The organism is Agrobacterium tumefaciens (assembly GCF_013337285.1).
GTDB lineage: Bacteria > Pseudomonadota > Alphaproteobacteria > Rhizobiales > Rhizobiaceae > Agrobacterium > Agrobacterium burrii.
Genome location: NZ_SUPW01000011.1, coordinates 97,106 through 116,835, shown reverse-complemented (window position 1 = coordinate 116,835; position 19,730 = coordinate 97,106). Strand labels below are relative to the sequence as shown.

The 19,730-nt window shown below is 59.2% G+C and carries 19 protein-coding genes; 11 read left to right on the top strand and 8 right to left on the bottom strand.

Annotated features, from left to right (window positions below; genetic code table 11):
* The 5 genes from FCH38_RS22095 to FCH38_RS22075 all read left to right on the top strand — a co-directional run.
* Nucleotides 1-727: ABC transporter ATP-binding protein (locus FCH38_RS22095; protein WP_174375171.1), on the top strand; the 727-nt coding region annotated here is incomplete at its 5' end.
* Nucleotides 724-1,500, top strand: coding sequence for an L-iditol 2-dehydrogenase (locus FCH38_RS22090; RefSeq protein ID WP_149901600.1), 777 nt, complete (start codon nt 724-726; stop codon nt 1,498-1,500). The genes FCH38_RS22095 and FCH38_RS22090, both read left to right, overlap by 4 nt.
* Before the next feature lie 58 nt (nt 1,501-1,558).
* Nucleotides 1,559-3,043 (top strand): mannitol dehydrogenase family protein, encoded by a 1,485-nt coding sequence (locus tag FCH38_RS22085; RefSeq protein ID WP_174375170.1) that lies wholly within the window; start codon nt 1,559-1,561, stop codon nt 3,041-3,043.
* 6 nt (nt 3,044-3,049) lie between these two features.
* Nucleotides 3,050-3,769, top strand: coding sequence for an HAD family hydrolase (locus tag FCH38_RS22080; RefSeq protein WP_153516889.1), 720 nt, complete (start codon nt 3,050-3,052; stop codon nt 3,767-3,769).
* Between the two features lie 60 nt (nt 3,770-3,829).
* Nucleotides 3,830-5,404, top strand: a complete 1,575-nt coding sequence (locus FCH38_RS22075; RefSeq protein ID WP_174375174.1) for an FGGY-family carbohydrate kinase — start codon at nt 3,830-3,832, stop codon at nt 5,402-5,404.
* Between the two features lie 179 nt (nt 5,405-5,583).
* Here the strand turns inward: FCH38_RS22075 and FCH38_RS22070 are convergent, their stop codons facing one another.
* Nucleotides 5,584-6,417: a MurR/RpiR family transcriptional regulator gene (locus FCH38_RS22070; protein WP_174375169.1), complete on the bottom strand. Its 834-nt coding sequence runs from the start codon at nt 6,415-6,417 to the stop codon at nt 5,584-5,586.
* Between the two features lie 299 nt (nt 6,418-6,716).
* Here FCH38_RS22070 and FCH38_RS22065 point away from each other — a divergent pair, with 299 nt between their 5' ends.
* Entirely contained in the window at nt 6,717-7,454 is a 738-nt protein-coding gene (locus FCH38_RS22065) for a sulfate transporter family protein (protein ID WP_149901595.1), read from the top strand.
* On the opposite strand, the gene nth is transcribed toward FCH38_RS22065, so the two are convergent.
* The gene (gene nth, locus FCH38_RS22060; RefSeq protein ID WP_174375168.1) at nt 7,416-8,198 is read right to left on the bottom strand and encodes an endonuclease III; all 783 of its coding nucleotides are present in this window, start codon (nt 8,196-8,198) and stop codon (nt 7,416-7,418) included. The genes FCH38_RS22065 and nth overlap by 39 nt on opposite strands.
* A gap of 37 nt (nt 8,199-8,235) precedes the next feature.
* Between nth and FCH38_RS22055 the strand changes: the two genes are divergently transcribed.
* Nucleotides 8,236-8,718 (top strand): DUF2244 domain-containing protein, encoded by a 483-nt coding sequence (locus tag FCH38_RS22055; RefSeq protein ID WP_174375167.1) that lies wholly within the window; start codon nt 8,236-8,238, stop codon nt 8,716-8,718.
* A 132-nt stretch (nt 8,719-8,850) separates the two neighbouring features.
* Here the strand turns inward: FCH38_RS22055 and FCH38_RS22050 are convergent, their stop codons facing one another.
* Nucleotides 8,851-9,537 (bottom strand): HAD family hydrolase, encoded by a 687-nt coding sequence (locus FCH38_RS22050; RefSeq protein ID WP_149901592.1) that lies wholly within the window; start codon nt 9,535-9,537, stop codon nt 8,851-8,853.
* Between the two features lie 411 nt (nt 9,538-9,948).
* On the opposite strand from FCH38_RS22050, the gene minC reads away from it, so the two are divergent.
* Genes minC through minE form a run of 3 tightly spaced genes read left to right on the top strand, consistent with a single transcriptional unit; the run spans nt 9,949 to nt 11,787 of the window.
* On the top strand, nt 9,949-10,677 hold the full coding sequence (gene minC, locus FCH38_RS22045; protein ID WP_174375166.1) for a septum site-determining protein MinC: 729 nt from the start codon (nt 9,949-9,951) through the stop codon (nt 10,675-10,677).
* Nucleotides 10,678-10,714: 37 nt separating this feature from the next.
* Entirely contained in the window at nt 10,715-11,530 is an 816-nt protein-coding gene (gene minD, locus FCH38_RS22040) for a septum site-determining protein MinD (RefSeq protein WP_149901590.1), read from the top strand.
* Nucleotides 11,527-11,787: a cell division topological specificity factor MinE gene (gene minE, locus FCH38_RS22035; RefSeq protein ID WP_046802074.1), complete on the top strand. Its 261-nt coding sequence runs from the start codon at nt 11,527-11,529 to the stop codon at nt 11,785-11,787. Before minD ends, minE begins: the two co-directional genes overlap by 4 nt.
* Nucleotides 11,788-11,828: 41 nt before the next feature.
* Here the strand turns inward: minE and FCH38_RS22030 are convergent, their stop codons facing one another.
* The 3 genes from FCH38_RS22030 to FCH38_RS22020 all read right to left on the bottom strand — a co-directional run bounded on the left by FCH38_RS22030 (nt 11,829) and on the right by FCH38_RS22020 (nt 16,070).
* Nucleotides 11,829-12,734 (bottom strand): amino acid ABC transporter substrate-binding protein, encoded by a 906-nt coding sequence (locus tag FCH38_RS22030; RefSeq protein ID WP_153516883.1) that lies wholly within the window; start codon nt 12,732-12,734, stop codon nt 11,829-11,831.
* 69 nt (nt 12,735-12,803) lie between these two features.
* Entirely contained in the window at nt 12,804-13,697 is an 894-nt protein-coding gene (locus FCH38_RS22025; protein WP_174375165.1) for an amino acid ABC transporter substrate-binding protein, read from the bottom strand.
* Between the two features lie 30 nt (nt 13,698-13,727).
* On the bottom strand, nt 13,728-16,070 hold the full coding sequence (locus FCH38_RS22020) for an EAL domain-containing protein (RefSeq protein ID WP_174375164.1): 2,343 nt from the start codon (nt 16,068-16,070) through the stop codon (nt 13,728-13,730).
* 346 nt (nt 16,071-16,416) lie between these two features.
* On the opposite strand from FCH38_RS22020, the gene FCH38_RS22015 reads away from it, so the two are divergent.
* On the top strand, nt 16,417-17,775 hold the full coding sequence (locus FCH38_RS22015) for an amidase (RefSeq protein WP_174375163.1): 1,359 nt from the start codon (nt 16,417-16,419) through the stop codon (nt 17,773-17,775).
* Between the two features lie 177 nt (nt 17,776-17,952).
* Here FCH38_RS22015 and FCH38_RS22010 read toward each other — a convergent pair whose 3' ends face one another.
* Complete coding sequence (locus FCH38_RS22010; protein ID WP_003510737.1) at nt 17,953-18,594, bottom strand: ThuA domain-containing protein; 642 nt, start codon at nt 18,592-18,594, stop codon at nt 17,953-17,955.
* Between the two features lie 17 nt (nt 18,595-18,611).
* Nucleotides 18,612-19,712 (bottom strand): Gfo/Idh/MocA family protein, encoded by a 1,101-nt coding sequence (locus tag FCH38_RS22005; protein WP_174375162.1) that lies wholly within the window; start codon nt 19,710-19,712, stop codon nt 18,612-18,614.
* Between the last annotated feature and the right edge of the window lie 18 nt (nt 19,713-19,730).

The following is a 19,730-nucleotide window of genomic DNA, read 5'->3' as shown; positions in this document are numbered from 1 at the left end:
TGTGCGCAACAACATCGCCTTCCCGCTGAAGATGGCCAAGCTCGACAAGGCGATCATCGACAAAAAGGTGGAAGATGCCGCCCGGGTGCTGAACCTCACCGATTATCTCGAACGCCGGCCCTCGCAGCTGTCGGGCGGCCAGCGCCAGCGTGTCGCCATCGGCCGCGCCATCGTGCGCGAACCGAAAGCATTTCTGTTCGACGAGCCGCTTTCCAACCTCGATGCGGCGCTGCGCGGCACCATGCGGCTGGAAATCTCCGAGCTGCACAACACGCTGAAGACGACGATGATCTATGTCACCCACGACCAGGTGGAAGCCATGACCATGGCCGACAAGATCGTGGTGCTCAACCGCGGCAATATCGAGCAGGTCGGCTCGCCGATGGAGCTTTACAAAACACCGCGCAACCTCTTCGTCGCCGGCTTCATCGGCTCGCCGCGCATGAACCTGATCACCGGTGACTTTGCCCGCCAAAAGGGTGCCACCACTGCCGGCGTGCGGCCGGAGCATCTGCTGCTGTCGAAGGAAAGCGGGCTGTGGCAGGGCAAGGTCACGGTGGCCGAACATCTCGGCTCCGATACCTTCCTGCATCTCGACGTCGCCGGCATCGGCCCGATTACCGCCCGCACTGACGGCGAGTTCGAATGCAGGCATGGCGATACCGTGTTCATCACGCCAGACGATGCCAAAATCCACAGGTTCGATGACAAGGGGTTGGCGATATGACCGGAAGGCTGGAAGGCAAGTCGGCGCTGATTACCGGCTCGGCGCGCGGCATTGGCCGCGCCTTTGCCGAAGCCTATCTGCGCGAAGGCGCAACTGTTGCCATTGCCGACATCGATTTTGAGCGCGCCAGCCGGACGGCGCGCGAAATCGGTGAGAATGCCTATGCCGTCGAACTTGATGTGACCAAACAGCATTCCATCGACACTGCCATCCGCACCGTGGAAGGCCAGACGGGTGGGCTCGATATCCTCATCAACAATGCCGCACTCTTCGACCTCGCACCGATTGTCGAGATCAAACGCGAGAGCTATGAGCGGCTGTTTTCGATCAACGTATCCGGCACGCTGTTCATGATGCAGGCCGCCGCAAAAACCATGATTGCTCGGGGAAAAGGCGGCAAGATCATCAACATGGCAAGCCAGGCGGGCCGGCGCGGTGAGGCGTTGGTGGCGATTTATTGCGCCACCAAGGCCGCCGTCATCAGCCTCACGCAATCGGCCGGTCTCGACCTCATCAAACACGGCATCAACGTCAATGCCATCGCGCCCGGTGTGGTCGATGGTGAGCACTGGGACGGTGTGGATGCACTGTTTGCGAAATATGAAAACCGCCCAGCCGGCGAAAAGAAGCGGCTGGTCGGTGAGGCCGTACCTTTCGGCCGCATGGGCCGTGCCGAAGATCTGACCGGCATGGCGATCTTCCTTGCTTCTGATGAAGCCGAATACATCGTCGCCCAGACCTACAATGTCGATGGCGGCAACTGGATGAGCTGATCCCCGGGTCTCCCCGGTGACTGGCACGAACAACGTTTCCCCTTTTGAGGATCGTGACATGACATGCAAACTCTCCCTCGCAACGCTGGATGAAGCCAAAAAAACGGCGGCGGTTCCCGCCTATTCCCGCGCTGATCTTTCCGCCGGCATCGTGCATTTCGGCGTTGGTAATTTCCACCGCGCCCATCAGGCGGTCTATCTGGATGATCTGTTCAACACGGGCACGGACCATGACTTCGCCATCATCGGTGCAGGCGTTCTCCCCTCCGATGCGGTGATGCGCGAAAAGCTTGCCGCGCAGGACTTCCTGACGACGGTGGTGGAACAGGACAATAACCGCACCGGTGCGCGGGTGACCGGGCCGATGATCGACATTCTGAAGGTCGGGGACACAAAGACGATTATCGGTACCCTTGCTGATCCAAAGATCCGCATCGTCTCGATGACGATTACCGAGGGCGGTTATTTCATCGATGCTTCCGGTTCCTTCAACCCGCAGCATCCGGCCATTGCCGAAGACGGCAAGAACCCGGCTGCGCCAAAAACCGTGTTCGGCTTCATCGTCGCCGGGCTGAAGGCTAGGCGTGACAAGGGGCTGCAACCTTTCACCGTCATGTCCTGCGACAACATTCCCCATAATGGCAGGGTCACAAAGAATGCGGTAGTTGGGCTGGCGGTCTTGTCTGATCCGGCCTTCGCGAACTGGATCGGCGAAAACGTCGCCTTTCCGAATTCCATGGTCGACCGCATCACGCCGGCCACCGGCGAGCGCGAACGCACTATCGCCCGCGACGATTTCGGCATCGAGGACAATTGGCCGGTCTTCTGCGAAGAGTTCAAGCAATGGGTGATGGAGGATAATTTCCCCGCTGGTCGCCCGGCGCTGGAAAAGGCCGGCGTGCAGTTCGTGTCTGATGTCGCGCCCTATGAGCACATGAAAATCCGCATCCTCAATGGCGGCCATGCGGCAATCGCCTATCCGGCGGCACTTCTCGATATTCATTTTGTCCATGAGGCGATGGAGCATCCGCTGATCCGGGCGTTTCTGGCAAAGCTCGAAAAGGAAGAGATCATCCCGGTCATTCCGCCCGTTCCCGATACTGATCTTGAGGAGTATTTCGGGCTGATCGAGCGGCGTTTCCTCAATCCGAAAATCGGCGACACCATTCCGCGTCTGGCGCAGGACGGCTCCAATCGCCAGCCGAAATTTATCCTGCCATCCACCGCGGATAGATTGTCCCGCGGTGAGGACATCATCGGTCTTTCGCTGGTTTCGGCGCTATGGTGCCGCTATTTCTACGGCGCCTCCGACAGCGGCAAGGAAATCACCTTCAACGATGCGAGCGCCGAGCGTTTGCAGGCGGCCGCCATCAGGGCCAAGGATGATCCTACCGCTTTCCTCGTCTTCGAAGACATTTTCGGGGAGGTTGCCGAATCGGAGCTTTTCCGTAAACGCTTTGCCCATGCATCGAAGACGCTGTGGCAAGAAGGTACGGCGAAGACCTTGCAGCTTTATCTGGATGACAAGCTGGCTGAAAAGTGACGTGAAATGGAAGACCGAACCGGGCCTCTCTTGATTTTCGATTGCGACGGCGTTCTCGTCGACAGCGAGCCGGTCTCGGTCTCGGTGCTTCTCGACATGCTCTCCCATCTCGGAGTGACGATGGGAGAGGAAGAGGCCTATGAGCGCTTTCTCGGTCGCAGCGTCGCCAGCATGACGACGACGCTGTTTGAGGATTACGGCGTCGAGACGGACATTGATTTTCTCGATCATATGCGGGCGACGTTGTTCGAACGCTTTCGTACCGAGTTGCGGCCGATCGACGGCATTGCAGAAACGCTGGACCGGCTTGTGGGCCTCAGACGCTGCGTGGCCTCTTCCAGCCAGCCGGAGCGCATCCGCTATTCGCTGGGGCTGACCGGCCTGATCGACCGGTTTGAGCCGCATGTCTTCAGCGCCACGATGGTGAAGAATGGCAAGCCGGCACCCGATCTTTTCCTGCATGCGGCGCAGGCGATGGGCGCCGAGCCGCGTCACTGCATCGTAATTGAGGACAGCCCGGCCGGCATTGCTGCCGCAAAGGCGGCCGGCATGGGCGTTTTTGCCTTTACCGGCGGCTCGCATGCGCGCTTTCCGGCATTCCGCGAAAAGATCGCCGGGCTTGGGGCGGATGCCGTGTTTGACGCGATGCCGGATTTGGTCCAACTTGTTGGCAGCTATGTGGGGAAGGGCGGTTTTGACAGGCGGGTGGAACGTGACGCAGGCTGAAGCAAGGCTTGCCTGCCGCCGCCCCAATGTCTTGGCGCAAGGGATGGAATTGCGGACTTGATGCGTCAAAATCTCGTCGCTGTCGATGTCGGTACAGCCAGCGCGCGGGCTGGCATTTTCGATCCGACCGGCAGGCTTCTCGCCCGCTCCACCCACCCAATCCTGATGCAGCGGCCGCGTGAAAACCACGCCGAGCACGATTCCACCGATATATGGAATGCTGTCTGCATTGCCGTGAAAGCGGCCCTTGCCGATGCCGGCGTTCTGCCGCAAAGCGTCGCCGCCATCGGTTTTGACGCCACCTGCTCGTTGGTCGTTCGCGACGCGCAGGGAGAGCCGGTTTCAGTTTCGGTGACGGGTGAGGACCGGTTCGATACCATCGTCTGGCTCGACCACCGCGCGATATCAGAGGCCGACCGGCTGACGGCGTCGGGCCATCGGGTGCTGGATTTTGCCGGCAACAGCGTGTCGCCGGAAATGCAGATGCCGAAGCTGATGTGGCTGAAAACGCATATGCCGGCCAGCTGGGCGCGCATGTCCTTCGCCTTCGATCTGGCGGATTTTCTGACATGGAAAGCAACCGGCTCCGCCAGACGCTCAAATTGCACGCAGACGGCGAAGTGGAATTTCCTGGCGCAGGAAAATCCCGGCTGGCAGCGGGATTATCTGGAACTGGCGGGGCTTGCCGATCTGAAAAAGCGCGCCAGCCTTCCCGAAACCACAGTGATGCCGGGGGAGAGCATCGGCCCGCTTTCGCTCGAGGCGGCGGCCGAACTCGGTCTCGACACCGGCTGCCAGGTGGCGGCGGGCATGATCGATGCCTATGCCGGAGCGCTCGGTGCTCTGGGCGGTTGCCTTTCGGACGATGTCGGTCGGCATGTGGCGCTGATCGCCGGCACGTCCAGCTGCCTCGTTGCCATGTCCGAGCGGCAGATGCCCGGTCACAGCCTCTGGGGTCCCTATTGGCAGGCGATACTGCCCGGCCACTGGCTGGTTGAGGGCGGGCAATCGGCCACCGGCGCGCTGCTTGATCATATCGTGCGCATGCATGCGGCGGGCGGTGAGCCGGATACGGCGCTGCATGCCCGCATCGTTGCCCGCGTCACGGAATTGCGTGCGCTTGAGGGCGAGGCCTTTGCCGAGCGGCTGCATGTGCTACCGGATTTTCACGGCAACCGCTCGCCGCTTGCCGATCCCCATGCGGTTGGCGTCATCAGCGGGCTGACGCTGGATACGTCCTTCGACAGTCTCTGCCGCCTTTACTGGCGCACCGCCGTGGCGATTGCGCTCGGTGCGCGCCATGTGCTCGATGCCATGGAGCGCTTCGGTTATTCGGTCGAAAGCCTGCACGTCACCGGCGGGCATGTGAAGAACCCGCTCTTGATGGAGCTTTACGCTGATGTGACGGGTAAGCGCATCGTGGTTCCCGCCACCGCCGATGCCGTACTGCTTGGCACGGCGATGACGGCGGCAGCGGCCGGCGGTGTGCATGCGAGTATTGCGGCGGCAGGTGCAGCCATGTATCCGGGCAATGCGGAAATTTCCGGAAATCCGGAGCTCACACCGCGTTATGAACGGGATTACCGCCGTTTTCTCGCCATGTACCGCCATCGCCAGGAGCTTGAGAGCCTCTGATTTTGGCCGGCAGATGATGGGGTGAAATCTGGAGTGGACGGATGAGGGGGGCAAGCTCTCGGTTTGATCTCGACCCTCGCCCCCTCATCCCGCTGCGGCGACCTTCTCCCCGGCGGGGAGAAGAAACAAGGTGCTATCGCTCGATCCATATTCTTGCGCGGCTGAAAGCTTGTCGCAGATCATATGCCTAGCGAGCGCTTCAGGCCGGTGAGGTTTTTCATCCGTGTTTTGCGCGTTTCATCCGCTTCCGCCATCAGGCTGCAGAGGGTAAATTCCATCAATGAAACGAGTTGCAGCAGACCCTGACCGCCATTCTGGGCTTGAGGCAGCGCTAGACAGATGTCTGCGCTCTCAGGACCCCATTCGTAAAACCGGGTGGTGATCAGAAGTGTTCTGTAGCCGCCTTTGCGTGCGGTTGCCGACAGGTGTTGCAGGGGCGAGAGCCTGCCACCGCAATCCATGATGACGAGAAGCGTCTGTGCCGGCTCGAAATCCCACAGGGCGACATAGCCAGCACTGTCACCGCCGAGATAATGGACGTGGCTGCGACATTCCAGAAGCCGTCCGTGAAAGTGACGTGTGGCCCCGAGACCTTCCGGTGATGTCGCCAGAAAAACATCGGTTGTCGAGGCGATTTCGGTCATGGCCAGACGCCAGATTGGCTGGGAGGTCATATCGAATGCGGTCTGGATGGCCTGGATCTGCTGCGAGAGGAGTTGGGAAAACGGGTTGGACTGCCGCTCTCCGCTTTCGGTAATCGTTGGCTGATCCTGACCTGCCGCCTGCTCGGCATGGCGCAGATCGGCGCGAATGTCGCTGAACTGCCGGTATCCCAGCGAACGTAAAAAACGGCCGACCGTCATCGGGCTGAGGCTGAGCTTGGCAGCCAGCGTCTGCGCCGTTTCGAAAGGTAGCTCGTCCAGATGCTCGATCAGATATTTGGCGATCTTGCGCTCGGAAGGTGTGCCGGCCTTCATGGCACGGGTAAGATTCAACAGCAGCTTTTCCACCAACGCCTCATTTTTTATCTTTATTGAACGATGATGCATCCGCGCGCGCAAAACGCGCGTGCGAACTGCGATTTGACGGTGGGGGTAAGCTTTCCCGGCCTTGCCCTCCACCGGACAGGAATGCGAAATATTATAGATGGATTATTATATTTTAGAGATACCTTTTATTCAAGGGAAATTCCATCTCCGGTTTAATTTCAGACGTTTGGCGGTTTTTACCCAATCTTGCAGAGCGCAGGCCCAGTTCTTATCTGTCGTCTGGTCAGAGAATTTCAACGCGAGAGGCCCCAGGGGAGTTCCGAATGATTCTTGATGCAGCGAGGCTGGCATTCCAAAATCTCTTTGCGACCGAGACCCGGTCGGTATTCTGGAAGGTTTTGGGGCTCACGCTTCTCGTGCTGGCGGCTCTTTGGTTCGCCATCCGCTCCATCTTTATCTATTTCGCCCTGCCATGGGTGGATACGCTTATCCCCGGGGTACCTGACTGGGCGGGGTGGCTGACCTTCGTTTTCGCCATTTTTGCCGGCATAGGACTGGCGCTGGCGCTGGCATTGCTGATTTCGCCGGTCACCGCTGTCATTGCCGGCCTGTTTCTCGACGACGTCGCCGAAGTGGTGGAGAAAAAGACCTATCCCGATGATCCGCCGGGCAAGGCAATGCCAATTGGCGAGGCCGTGCTGTCGTCGATCAAGTTCTTCGGTGTCGTTATTGCCGGCAACCTCATTGCGCTTTTGCTGCTCCTGGTGCCGGGCGTCAACCTCATCGCGTTTTTCCTGGTGAACGGTTATCTGCTCGGCCGGGAATTCTTCGAATTTGCGGCAATGCGTTTCCGCTCGCCCGCCGAAGCAAGGTTGTTCCGCTCAAAACACCGTACCACGGTGTTCATGGCCGGTCTGGTGATCGCGGCATTTCTGGCGATCCCGTTCCTCAACCTTCTGACGCCGCTATTCGCCGCCTCGATGATGGTGCATCTACATAAGGCCGTCAGCCGGCGTGACCCTTCATTCGCCGCCGGCCGCACCGAACAGCTGCGCGGGTAGCTCCACCAGCGGGGCTGGAATATCAAAGGTCTTTTCCGGAGATTTGCAGATATCGGCGATCACGCAGCGCTCGCATTCCGGTTTGCGCGCCTTGCAGCAATAACGCCCGTGCAGGATCAACCAGTGATGGGCATGGAACAGATATTGCTCGGGAATGATGCGGACGAGCCGGTCTTCCACCTCGTCCGGGGTTTTCCCCGGCGCAAGACAGATCCGGTTGGCGATGCGGAACACATGGGTGTCCACCGCAAGCGTGGGCACGCCGAAGGCCATCGACATCACCACATTGGCCGTCTTGCGGCCGACGCCTGGCAGCATCACGAGCTCCTCGCGGGTCTTCGGCACTTCGCCGCCGAAGTTGTCGATCAGCATCTGCGACAAAGCGATGACGTTTTTCGCCTTGTTGCGATAAAGGCCGATGGTCTTGATATGGCCAATCAGCTGCTCTTCGCCGAGCGCCAGCATCTTTTCCGGCGTGTCGGCCACCTTGAACAGCGCCCTTGTCGCCCGGTTCACGCCGACATCGGTTGCCTGCGCCGAAAGCGCCACCGCTACCAGCAGGGTAAAGGGATTGGTGTGTTCCAGCTCGCCTTTCGGTTCCGGCCGCTGAATGAAAAAACGCCGAAAGATCTCGGTCAACTCATCCTTCGAATAGGCCGTCTTCACCCGCGCTGGCTTGCGCGCGAATGCCGGATTTGACTTTTTCAATGTTTGGGTGCTGGATCGTTTTTTGGCGACTGTCATGGTCTATCTATAGCCAGCCCGCCCGAAGGAAAGCAACGTGGATACGCTCAACGACCAGCCGATTTTCGCGGCGGAACTTGTTCCGCACCGTTCGCTTGGAAGAAGGGGTTTCCGGCTGCTTCTTGCCTTGTCGGGGTGCGCCTGCCTGATCTATGGCGGCTTTTTCCTCGCCACCGGCGCATGGCCTGTCGGCCTGTTCTTCGGGCTGGATTTTCTGCTGCTCTATGTTGCCTTCCGCGCCAATTATCGCGCCGCAAAGGCGCGGGAAGAGGTCCGCATCTCCCGCACCAACCTGTCGATCCGCAAATTTTCTCCTGCCGGGCGCATGGTCGAGTATTGCTTCAATCCGTTCTGGGCGCGCTTCAACGTGCGGCGGCACGATGAGATCGGCATCGTTTCCATGCAGGTGACGGGTGAGGGGCGGGCGACCGATATCGGTTCGTTTCTCAACCCTGATGACCGGGAAAGTTTCGCCAAGGCCTTCGGCGGCGCGCTCGCCACCGTCCGACGACGGATGTGACAGCTCGGTACTTCTTATCTCAGTTATGCCCGGGACAAGTGCCAGGATGACGTTGCAAATGATAGAGTGTTGGCGGACCGGGAGATCTACCTGCACACGAAATCGTTGTTTCTCGCGCTGCTTTGTCTGCCGTCAGCCCTTGCTGCCTGTTAGTTTCAAGCTGCCGTCCTCGCTGATGCTGACATCCAGTTCACCATAACCGCCAATGGAAAGATGCGGCGTTTCGATGGGATGCGAATGGGTGGCGTTGATGACCACGACGGTCGCGCCCATGCTTTCCCCGGCCTGAATACCAGCCGGCGCGTCTTCGAAGACAACGCAGCGTTCCGGCGAGACGCCGAGCTTTTCCGCCGCCTTTTTGTATCCTTCCGGGTCCGGCTTGCCGTTCACCACGTCTTCGGCGCAGATCATAACCGGGGGCGGCGTGAGGCCCGCTGCGGCCAGTCTGCGTTCGGCAAGCGCGCGGGCAGCCGAGGTGACGATGGCCCATTTGCCGGCCGGCAATTTCGCGAGAAACGCTGCAGCTTCAGGAATCTGAAGAATGCCGTCTACATCGTCCATTTCCTTTTGCAGCAGCATATCGGCCTCTACCTGGACATCAAGACCGGGCACCGCCTCGCGGCGCACCACTTCCGAAGCGCGCATGCCGTGGATGCGTTGCAGGAAGGCGTTCGGTTCTATGCCGTTATCCACGGCCCATTCGCGCCAGACCCGCTCCACCACCGCAATCGAATTGAGCAGCGTTCCATCCATGTCGAACAGGAAGGCGGCATAGTCTTGCGAAAATATCTGGTTCTGCGGTGGGACTTTGCTGTGCATTTCATTCTTCCGTTGAAGGTGTCGGGCTTGCCCCCCGTGTCTATAGCATCGGAGGGCATAACGAAATCGCTTTTTCCCGCTCGAAAACCCATGACGGGCATCTGGCTGACGGCGGATAGTGTCCCGGAATCGGACGGTTCGCGTCTTACCGACTCGGGTGAGATGGGTTAGGAATGCTGGCGGTGAATCCGGCCTCACGGGGCGTCAGGTTGCAGCAAGCCTCAGTGGCTATCATGAGTTTTCGCAAGCGATGGAAATACGCAAAATCAAAAGCTAATGGATGTTTTTGGATGTTTTGCATGAGATTTTTCCTGGCGAAAATTTCTTAACGAGACCGTCGCTTTAAGGGCGCTGTTAACTATTTGTTAACCATATTCGGGGTACCTAATTGTCAACGATTTGTTTACCAAGATGACCAAAGTGCTAACAGACCAGCGTTCCATTCGTATCAAAGGCCGCTCCTTCCTCGCGGTCGTCCTGTCTCCCGAAGCTCCGGTCGATCAATGGCTGGAAAGGCTCGATGATCTCGCCGCCCGTTCGGCGGGGTTCTTTCTGTCGCGTCCGGTGGTTCTGGATGTGTCGGAACTGTCGCTCGACAAAGCGGGCCTGAAGTCGCTGCTGGCGGCGCTGACGGAGCGTAATGTCGGCATCATGGGCATTGAGGGCGTTCGTCCTTCGATGATCGAGCCGGGCATGCCGCCGTCGCTGAAGGGCGGAAAGCCCGCTTCCGATGTCGAGGTGGAGCCGGTCGCGGTCGCCGCAGAACTGCCGGAAGAAAAGCCACGTGCGTCGGGCGAGATTCGCGCCGTGGTGCAGTCGCTGGTCATCAACGAGCCGGTGCGTTCCGGTCAGTCAATCATGTTTCCCGAAGGCGACGTGACGGTTATCGGTTCGGTCGCCTCGGGTGCGGAAATCATCGCCGGCGGTTCGGTGCATATCTACGGCGCCCTGCGTGGTCGCGCCATGGCCGGTTCGCTCGGCAACGTCTCGGCGCGCATCTTCTGCCGCAAGCTCGAGGCGGAGCTTCTGGCCATCGATGGCGTCTATAAGGTTGCCGAGGATATTGACGAGAAGCTGCGCGGCCAGCCCGTTCAGCTATGGCTGGAAAACGATACGATCAAGGCTGAAAAACTTGGCTGATAAAATAGAGAAAACAACACAGGAACAGGAGAGCCGTATGGGGAAGGTAGTCGTTGTAACTTCCGGCAAGGGCGGGGTCGGCAAGACCACCTCGACTGCAGCGCTTGGCGCCGCGCTGGCGCAGAACAAGCAGAAGGTCGTGGTTGTCGATTTCGATGTCGGCCTGCGCAACCTCGATCTTGTCATGGGTGCCGAGCGCCGGGTGGTGTACGATCTCGTCAACGTCATCCAGGGTGATGCCAAGCTGACGCAGGCCCTGATCCGCGACAAGCGCCTAGAAACGCTGTTCCTGCTGCCTGCCTCGCAGACGCGCGACAAGGACAATCTGACGCCGGAAGGTGTCGAATGGGTCATTGCCGAGCTGAAGAAGCATTTCGACTGGGTGATCTGCGACAGCCCGGCCGGCATCGAACGCGGCGCGACGCTGGCCATGCGCCATGCGGATGTTGCCGTCGTCGTCACCAACCCGGAAGTATCCTCGGTGCGTGACAGCGATCGCATCATCGGCCTGCTCGATTCCAAGACGCTGAAAGCCGAACGCGGTGAGCGGATGGAAAAGCATCTCCTCTTGACGCGTTACGACTCCGCCCGCGCCGAACGCGGCGACATGCTGAAGGTGGATGACGTTCTGGAAATCCTGTCCATTCCGCTGCTTGGCATCATTCCGGAAAGCACGGATGTGCTGCGCGCCTCCAACGTTGGCGCACCGGTCACGCTGGCGGATGCTCGCTGCCCGCCGGCCATGGCCTATTTTGACGCTGCCCGCCGCCTCTCCGGCGAGGATATTCCCGTGGTCATTCCGGGAGAGAAGCGGGGTATCTTCTCCAAAATCTTCGCAAGGAGGGCTGCATGAGCATTTTCAGCCTGTTCCGCAAGCAGAAGTCGGCACCGCTTGCGCGTGAGCGCCTGCAGGTGTTGCTCGCCCACGAGCGGGCGTCGTCGGGAACCGATCTCGTCGCCGTTCTGCGGGAGGAAATCCTTGCCGTGATCGCCAAACATGTGCAGATCGACAGCGACAGGGTGCATGTGAAGATGGATCGCGACGAACATGTCTCCATATTGGAGATCGATGTCGAGATTCCGTTGAGTGCCGACCTGCGCGCTGCATAAGATATTTGGTGAAAGACGCCGCCCTTCAACAGGCGGCGTTTTTATTTATCGGCCGTCGTGTCGACGGGCCTTCGAAACACCTCGGCCAGATCGTCGGGCAGTGGGCGCTTCAGGTTGATACCGTTCGGCGGTATTGGTGCATCGAACCACTTCTCGTAGATTTTTTCGATTTCGCCGCTCTTGTAGATTTGCCCCAACGCTTCGTTGACGGCATCCCTGAAACCGGTATCGCCGTGGCGGAGCATCAGGCCATAGGGCTGCGGCGGGGCGAGATATTCGTTCGAAATGGAATAGTCTTCCGGCTTGCCGGTTTCGGCGACGAAGGACCGCAGAAGAATATCGTCCATGACGAAGGCTGAGGCGCGGTTTTCGGTCACCATCTCGAAACCGCCTTCGGTGCTGTCATTCTGCAGAACCGCGATGTTCAGCCCCAGCTTGCGGTTGAGCACATTCAACTGGCTGATATTGATGGTTCCGGTCGTTACCACCACTGTACGGCCTGCAAGGTCGGCAACGGTGTTCAGGCGGCTCGTCTTCAGCGCCACATAACGGGTGCCGGTGATGAAGTGGCTGTAGGAAAACCACACAGCCTTGCGTCGTTCCTCCGTATTGGTGCTCGCCACGCATTCGATGTCGATCGTCCCGTCATTGAGAAGCGTGATGCGGTTGCTGGGGGTACGTTTGACGAAGTCGACCTTCAGTTCAGGCAGGCCCAGCTTCTTCTTGATGGAATCCGCCACTCTCAGACATAGCTCGATGCTGTAACCGATCGGTTCCGCACCGGTGCCGAGATAAGAAAAGGGAATATTGTGATCGGCATAACCCAGCCGGATGGTGCCGGTTCTGGCAATTGTTTCGAGTGTCGGCGGCTGGCTGTCCTCGCTTGCCGCGTGGGTGGATAAAAGACTTAAAATTCCGAATGCAAGCCCCAATGTCGATCTCTGCATCGCGCATCTCCAGCTAAAATGATCTGTCAAAACATGTCTTCATAAAAAAATGCAGGTGGGAGGGCGCCCTCAGTCACGGTATTCACTCGGGGCGTCATATGCCTGTTTCAAGGCGGCGGCCATCGGCAGGTTCAGGTTCATGCCGTTGGGCGGAATGGGCTTGGTGAACCATTTTTCATAGAGGTCGTGAATGGCGGGGCCGGCGAAAATCTGTTCCAGGCTTTCGTTGACCGCGGCTTTGAAGGCGGGGTCGTCGCGTCGGAAAACCAGCCCATAGGGTTCGGGTGCGCTCAGCGTTTCCTGCGAAAGCGCATAGAGGTTCGGATTTTCGGATGTCGCCGCCAACGCTGCCAGCAGGATACCATCCATGACGAAGGCGGAAGCCTTGCCGGAAACGACGAGCGCGAAGGCTTCCTCATTGGTTTTCGTTGGCATGACCGAGATATTGAGATTCTTTTCCCGGTTTATGGCATTCAGTTGCTCGATATTGACGGTGCCGGAAGCAGACGTGACAGAACGGCCCGCCAGATCGGCAAGGCTTTTCAGATTGTCCTGTCTGCGTGATAGGAACTGCGTCGCGGTCATGAAATTCGGATAGGAGAAATCGACAATTTTCCGGCGTTCGCTGTTATTGGTGGTCGCTGCGCATTCGATATCGATCTGGCCGCTGCGGACGAGAATGAAGCGGGTGGCTGGCGTGGCCTTGACATATTCGAGGTCAAGTCTGTCGAGCTTCAGCTTCTTGCGGATATCCTCGCTGATCGTTCGACAGAGATCGGTCGAAAAGCCCGTTACTTCTCCATCTGGCAGCTGATAGGAAAAAGGCGGCTCGGCTTCGCGGTAGCCGATGCGGATTTTTGCGGTTCTGGCAATCTGCTGCAGCGTGTCACCTTCGCTGGCGGCCTGCAGCGGGGTGATCGGGGCAAAGCATGTGACGAAAAGGCAAAATACCGCATGACGCATGTTATTTCCTTTTGGCCGGCGGCCGGTTTCTCAAATCGCTTTTTGTGTTGGGTTATAGGCTTCCTGCATCGGACGCCCGGTGTCGCGCAGCGACTGGTCGTTTCCGTCACCAAACCCGTCTTTCCCTGCCGGCGTGATGATGGCGCGATTTTTGAGGATGTGCGCAAGTGGCGCCGGTTCGGCGAAATAATAACCCTGAGCCTCGTCGCAGCCGCAAAGCTTGAGTGCGGCGACCTGTTCACTATTTTCTACGCCCTCGGCGGTCACCTTCAGACCAATCTGATCGGCCATGTCGATGATGGTGTTGACGATCGCCGAACACATGGGATTGGTGGGCAGGCCCGAGACGAATTCGCGGTCGATCTTGATCTTGTCAAAAGCCACATGGGTCAACGTGCTCAATCCGGCGTAACCGGTGCCGAAATCGTCGAGGGCGAGACGGACGCCTCTTTCTTTCAACAGCTTCAAGGCCCTGGCGCTGCTGTCGCGTTCCAGCATCGCCGTTTCCGTCACTTCCAGTTCCAGCCGTTCGGCCGGAAAACCGGATGTTTCAAGGGCGCGCTCGACAACGGGCACGATGTCATCATTGCCGAGCTGGACGGCGGAAAGATTGACGGCGAGCCGGATGTCCTTCGGCCAGGCCATGGCATCCATGCAGGCCTGCGCCAGAACCCACTCGCCCAAGGGCCTGATAAAATTGTTTTCCTCGGCAATCGCAATGAAACGGTCCGGGGTGATAAGGCCAAGCTTGCTGTGCCGCCAGCGGGCAAGCGCTTCATAGGCGACGATGCGGCCGCTCTGGAGATTGACCACCGGCTGGTAATGCAGCTCGAATTCGTGGTTTTCGAGGGCGGATTTCATGTCTATTTCCAGCGCGTGCTTGTGCTGCGCCGCCATATCCATACCGGGCTCGTAAAAAACGAAAAGGCCGCAGCCCATGGATTTCGCCCGGTAAAGTCCGAGATCGGCCTGTTGCAGAAGCTGGGTGGCGGAAGTGCCGTGATCCGGCGCGCAGGCGATGCCGATGCTGGTATCGACGCTGACGTGGCTGCCTTCGAGATTGAAGCTGCGTGAGACCGCGTGCACCACCCGCTTTGCCAACAGGGCTGCATCTGCCCGGTAGTCGTCGTTTCCCGCCTGTATGATGGCGAATTCGTCGCCACCGAGCCGGCTCACCATGTCGTTTTCACCGAGCACGGAGGAAATTCGCGAGGCGACGGCCACCAGCAACGCGTCACCGGCGGCGTGGCCCAGCGTATCGTTGACGGCCTTGAAGCGGTCGAGGTCGAGCAGCATGACGTTGAATGGCTGGCCTGATGCGGCAAGGTGTTCGAGACGGTTTTCCAGCGTCTTCATCAGCAATACGCGATTGGGAAGTCCGGTCAGCGCATCGTGATGCGCCATATGTTCCAGCTGTTCAGCCATATCCCGTATCTGTCGCAGGCGCCCGCGTTCCAGAACCGCTTCGCGAAGCGTTTCAATCGCGGTTGCCATGTCGCCGATCTCATCTCTGCGTTCCTGAAACGGCGTGACAATATCGGTTTCCTCGCGGGCGATACGCAGTGTCGCCTGCACCAGAGCCGGAACGGGCTTCAGGAAGTGCCGTGCTATCACCGTAACAAGTACGCCCGTGACCGTCAGCACCACGATAAGCGCAGCGAGCGAATTGTAGATCAGCTTGCGCTGAGCGCCGTAAAGCGCATCCGAACCGCCGATACTGACGGCCACTGCGCCAATCGGTTTTTTCGTTTCCGTGCTGATGATCGGCAGCAGGCCGATATAATGGCTGGATTCGCCAATGGTCGCAAAGCCGGTGGCAAAACGGGCCGCTACAGCGTCTCTTGAAAAAATGGGGTCGGTGGCAAGCGGCTTCTCGGCGTCATCGGTAGCGTTGTCGAAGGCCGCGGCGATCTGCCTGAAGCCGGAATCGGTCTCGTCATAGCGGAACAGCCAGACGGCATTTTTGGTCTGTGCGCCGATGAGGGCGAGAACATCACTGGGATTGAAGCCGGTAACGAGAATGGATTCGTCGTCGCCGATCGGCTTGTCGGTCAATATGCCGTTGACCTGGCCGCCGTCGTCGGCGGTAACGCTGACATAGGTATAGATGCTGCGCAGCGTGGCGCTGGCGATCTGCGAATTGACACGGGCCTGATTGAGCCATTGCTCGCTGGCGGCGGCAACGAACATGTACCAGCCGACGAGCGCACCGATGCTGTAGGCAAAGATCACACCGCCCAAGAATATCAGGGTTATCTTGCTGGCAAGCGAACGGCGGCGCGAAAACCGGCCATTTGCCGGCTGCGTCGTCAGGTCAAGCGTGTGGCCGGGTTCAGTCTGTCTATCTATCCCCCGATAGGCAGTCTCTTCCATTCGCGATAATCCCCCGCGATGTCGCGTTATGATTGTTTTATGGAATTTTTATAGGGCATGCATTTCAATGCTGTCTGCTAAATAATTCAACAAAGTTTAGATGCGATTAAGAATTAATCCGTCTTTTTATAGTCGTCGCTTATATAAGGCGCTGCTTGCCTGCACCCTGAGTTGAAAAAACGGGGTGCTGGTGATTATATTCTGGAGCGACACCACCAAGACTTTATGACGCGCTTTACGTGTTCTTCAAGGTGGATTCCCGGCAGCAAGGGGGCGACAATTGACCTTGCCAAGCAGCGGAGAAACGGCATGTTGTGCGCAACATGCCGGTTTCAGGGAAGATATCATGGCTCACAGGGGCAAAAACATCGCGCAACTTTCCGTTCTCATCCAGAGCGGCCATCTTGATCCATGTAGTTTGGTGGATGAGACGCTCGATGCGATTGGTCAGGACGACGACCAGGCGATTTTTATCGGCCTGACGGCCGAGCGCGCCATGGCGGAGGCGGATGCGGCATCGAAACGCATTCGTGAGGGTCGTTCCTGTGGTGTGCTTGACGGCATCCCGGTGGCCTGGAAGGATCTTTTCGATCTCGAGGGCATGGCGACGACGGCCGGATCGACGGTGCTTGGCGACAGCATGGCGGCGTCCCGCGATGCGGATGTGGTGACCGCGCTGAAGCAGGCCGGCATGGTCTCTATCGGCCGTACCAATATGAGCGAGTTCGCCTTTTCCGGCCTTGGTATCAATCCGCATTATGGCACGCCGCGCAACCCCGCCTCGCAGGATGGTCACCGTTTGCCCGGCGGCTCCTCCTCCGGCGCGGGTGTGGCGGTGGCGGCCGGTCTGGTGCCGGTGGCGATCGGCACAGATACCGGCGGATCGGTGCGTATTCCCGCCGCCTTCAACGGCGTGGTGGGCTACAAGGCCAGCCGGGGCCGATATTCGATGCGCGGTGTTTATCCGCTGGCGAAAAGCCTTGATTCACTCGGGCCGCTGACCCGCACCGTGCAGGATGCCGTGTGGGTGGACGCCGCCATGCGTGGCAAGGCGACGGCTGATGTGGCGCGCGCACCTCTTTCAGGCCTCTCGCTGATCGTGCCGGAAACGGTATTTTTCGACGGGATCGAGGAGGGCGTCGCAGCCGCGTTCGAACAGGCGGTGGAGCGGCTTGTCCGCGCCGGTGCTTCGGTGCGGCGGCAGGCATTTCCGATCTTTGCGGAACTGTTCGATCTTATCAGGCAAAAAGGCGCGCTGGTGACGGCGGAAGCCTTTGCCCTGCACAAAGCACGGCTGGAAGGTGCGGATGCTGCGGGCATGGACCCGCGCGTTGTTGTCCGAACGAAGCTTGGAGCAAATATCTCCATGCCTGATTATATCGCCATTATCGAGGCGCGCGAACGCATGACGGCGGCATTTTCCGGCATGATCGGCAGGCACGAGCTTCTGGTTTCGCCGACATTGCCGCATGTCGCGGCGAAGGTCGCACCGCTCATCGATGATGACGAGGCCTTTTTCGCCATGAATGCGAAGACCTTGCGCAACACCCAGATCGGCAATTTCTTCGACCTCTGCGGCGTATCGATCCCCTGCGGAACCGGCGACGCGGGCATGCCGGTTGGCCTGCTGCTCTCCGGCCTGCATGGCACGGACGATCATCTGCTGGGTGTGGCGATGGCGGTGGAAGAGATTGTTCGGGGCTAAAAAGAGGGCCGTGTCTCATCGCCACGAGTTGGTGATGAAGACGTAAAAACCTCTCCTCCGTCATCCTCGGGCTTGTCCCGAGAATCTGCCGCGGGTTGATTTTACGATAGGTGATTGGATCCTCGGGACAAGCCCGAGGATGACGTCGAGTGAGCGGACGGCGCCGCTCCGATAGCCCTAGCGCGCCGCCCAGTTGGCGCCACGGCGGAACATGGTCTTCATCTGCGGCACCGAAAATTCCTTGGCCTGATGGCCGAGCGCCGAATAGAAAACCCGGCCCTTGCCGTATTTGCGTTTCCACACCACCGGCATCACCACGCCGTCGATCCACCAGGCGTGATCGCCGGTGAATTTTGTCGTTGCCAGCACCTCGTTGGAGGGGTCGACATGCATGTAATATTGCTCCGACGTATAGGGGAAATCGGAAATTCCCTCCATCAGCGGGTCGTCGGGGCGGGTGATGTTGACGTGATAGTCGATGATGTTGCCGGGATGGGCGACCCATTGGCCGCCGATCATGAACTGGTATTCGACGCAGTCTCGGAAACTGTCGCCCGCGCCACCGTGGAAACCGGCAATGCCGACGCCGTTTTCGACGGCGGCCGTCAGGTTCTTGATCTCTTCCTTCTCGATCTTCGACATGGTGACGATCGGCACGACGAGGCTGAGATCATGCACGGAAGGATCGGCGAAAGCCTCGGTTGAGTGCTCCACATAGACCTTGAAACCATCCTCTTCCAGAATATCCTTGACGATGGTGGCGCATTCCTGCGGCTCGTGGCCGCTCCAGCCGCCCCAGACGATGAGTGCTTCGCGCATTTATTTTCTCCTCCGGATTATTTGCCGAGCTGGCCGTCGACCAGCGATGTTTCAAGCGGAGCAGGGCGCTCCACCTTGGTGGTGATGGAAACGGTCGTGCCGGTATCCGACGCCGTCTGGAAGGCTTCCATGACTTCCAGCACATGCAGGGCAAGGTCGCCATTGGCGCGGTGTGGGCGGTTCTCGCGGATAGCATGGGCCATGTCCGCGACACCGATGGAGCGGTAATTGCCGTCGGCATAGGGCGACGACAGCGCCTGCGGCTCGAACTGGCCGCCCTTTTTCAGCAGTTGCACCTCGCCGCCGAAATGGTTGGGGTCCGGCACGATCAGCGTGCCTTCCGTGCCGTAGATTTCCAGCGGCACATGTTTGTGGCCCGCCACATCGAAGCTCATACCCATCTGCACCACGGCACCGTTCTGGAACGCCAGTACGCCGGAAACATGGGTGGCGACATGAACGGGGATTTTTTCGCCGTTCTTCGGTTCGCTGGTGATGAGACGCTCATTGCGTGGCGCGATGGCGAAGCCCGCCACCTTGGCGACCGGGCCGAACAGGTTAACGAGATCGGTGATGTAATAGGGTCCCATATCCAGCATCGGCCCGCCGCCGACCTCGTAATAAAAGGCGGGGTTGGGGTGCCAGCGCTCGTGGCCGGGGCACATGAAGGTGGCGGTGCCGCCGACGGGCTGGCCGAGCACACCTTCGTCGATCAGCCGGCGGGCCGTCTGGTGTCCGCCGCCGAGGAAAGTGTCGGGCGCGGAGCCGATGCGCAGGCCTTTGGCCTTTGCCGCATCCGCAAGGCGTTTGCCTTCCGCGAAATTGATGCCGAGCGGCTTTTCCGAATAGGCGTGTTTGCCGGCGTCCAGTGCGCGCAGGCCAACCTCCACATGCGCCTTGGGGATCGTCAGATTGACGATGATCTCGACCGAGGGATCGGCGAGAAGCGCGTCGATGCTGGTTGCCTGAAGGCCGAATTCATCCGCCCGGGCTTTTGCGGCCTCCGCGTTCATATCCGCCAGTCCACGGATGTCGAGAATGGGGAACGACGCCATGGCCTTGAGATAGGCGCTGGAGATGTTGCCGCAGCCGATGATGCCGATACCGACCTTGTTCATGTGATTTCCTCCCGTAAA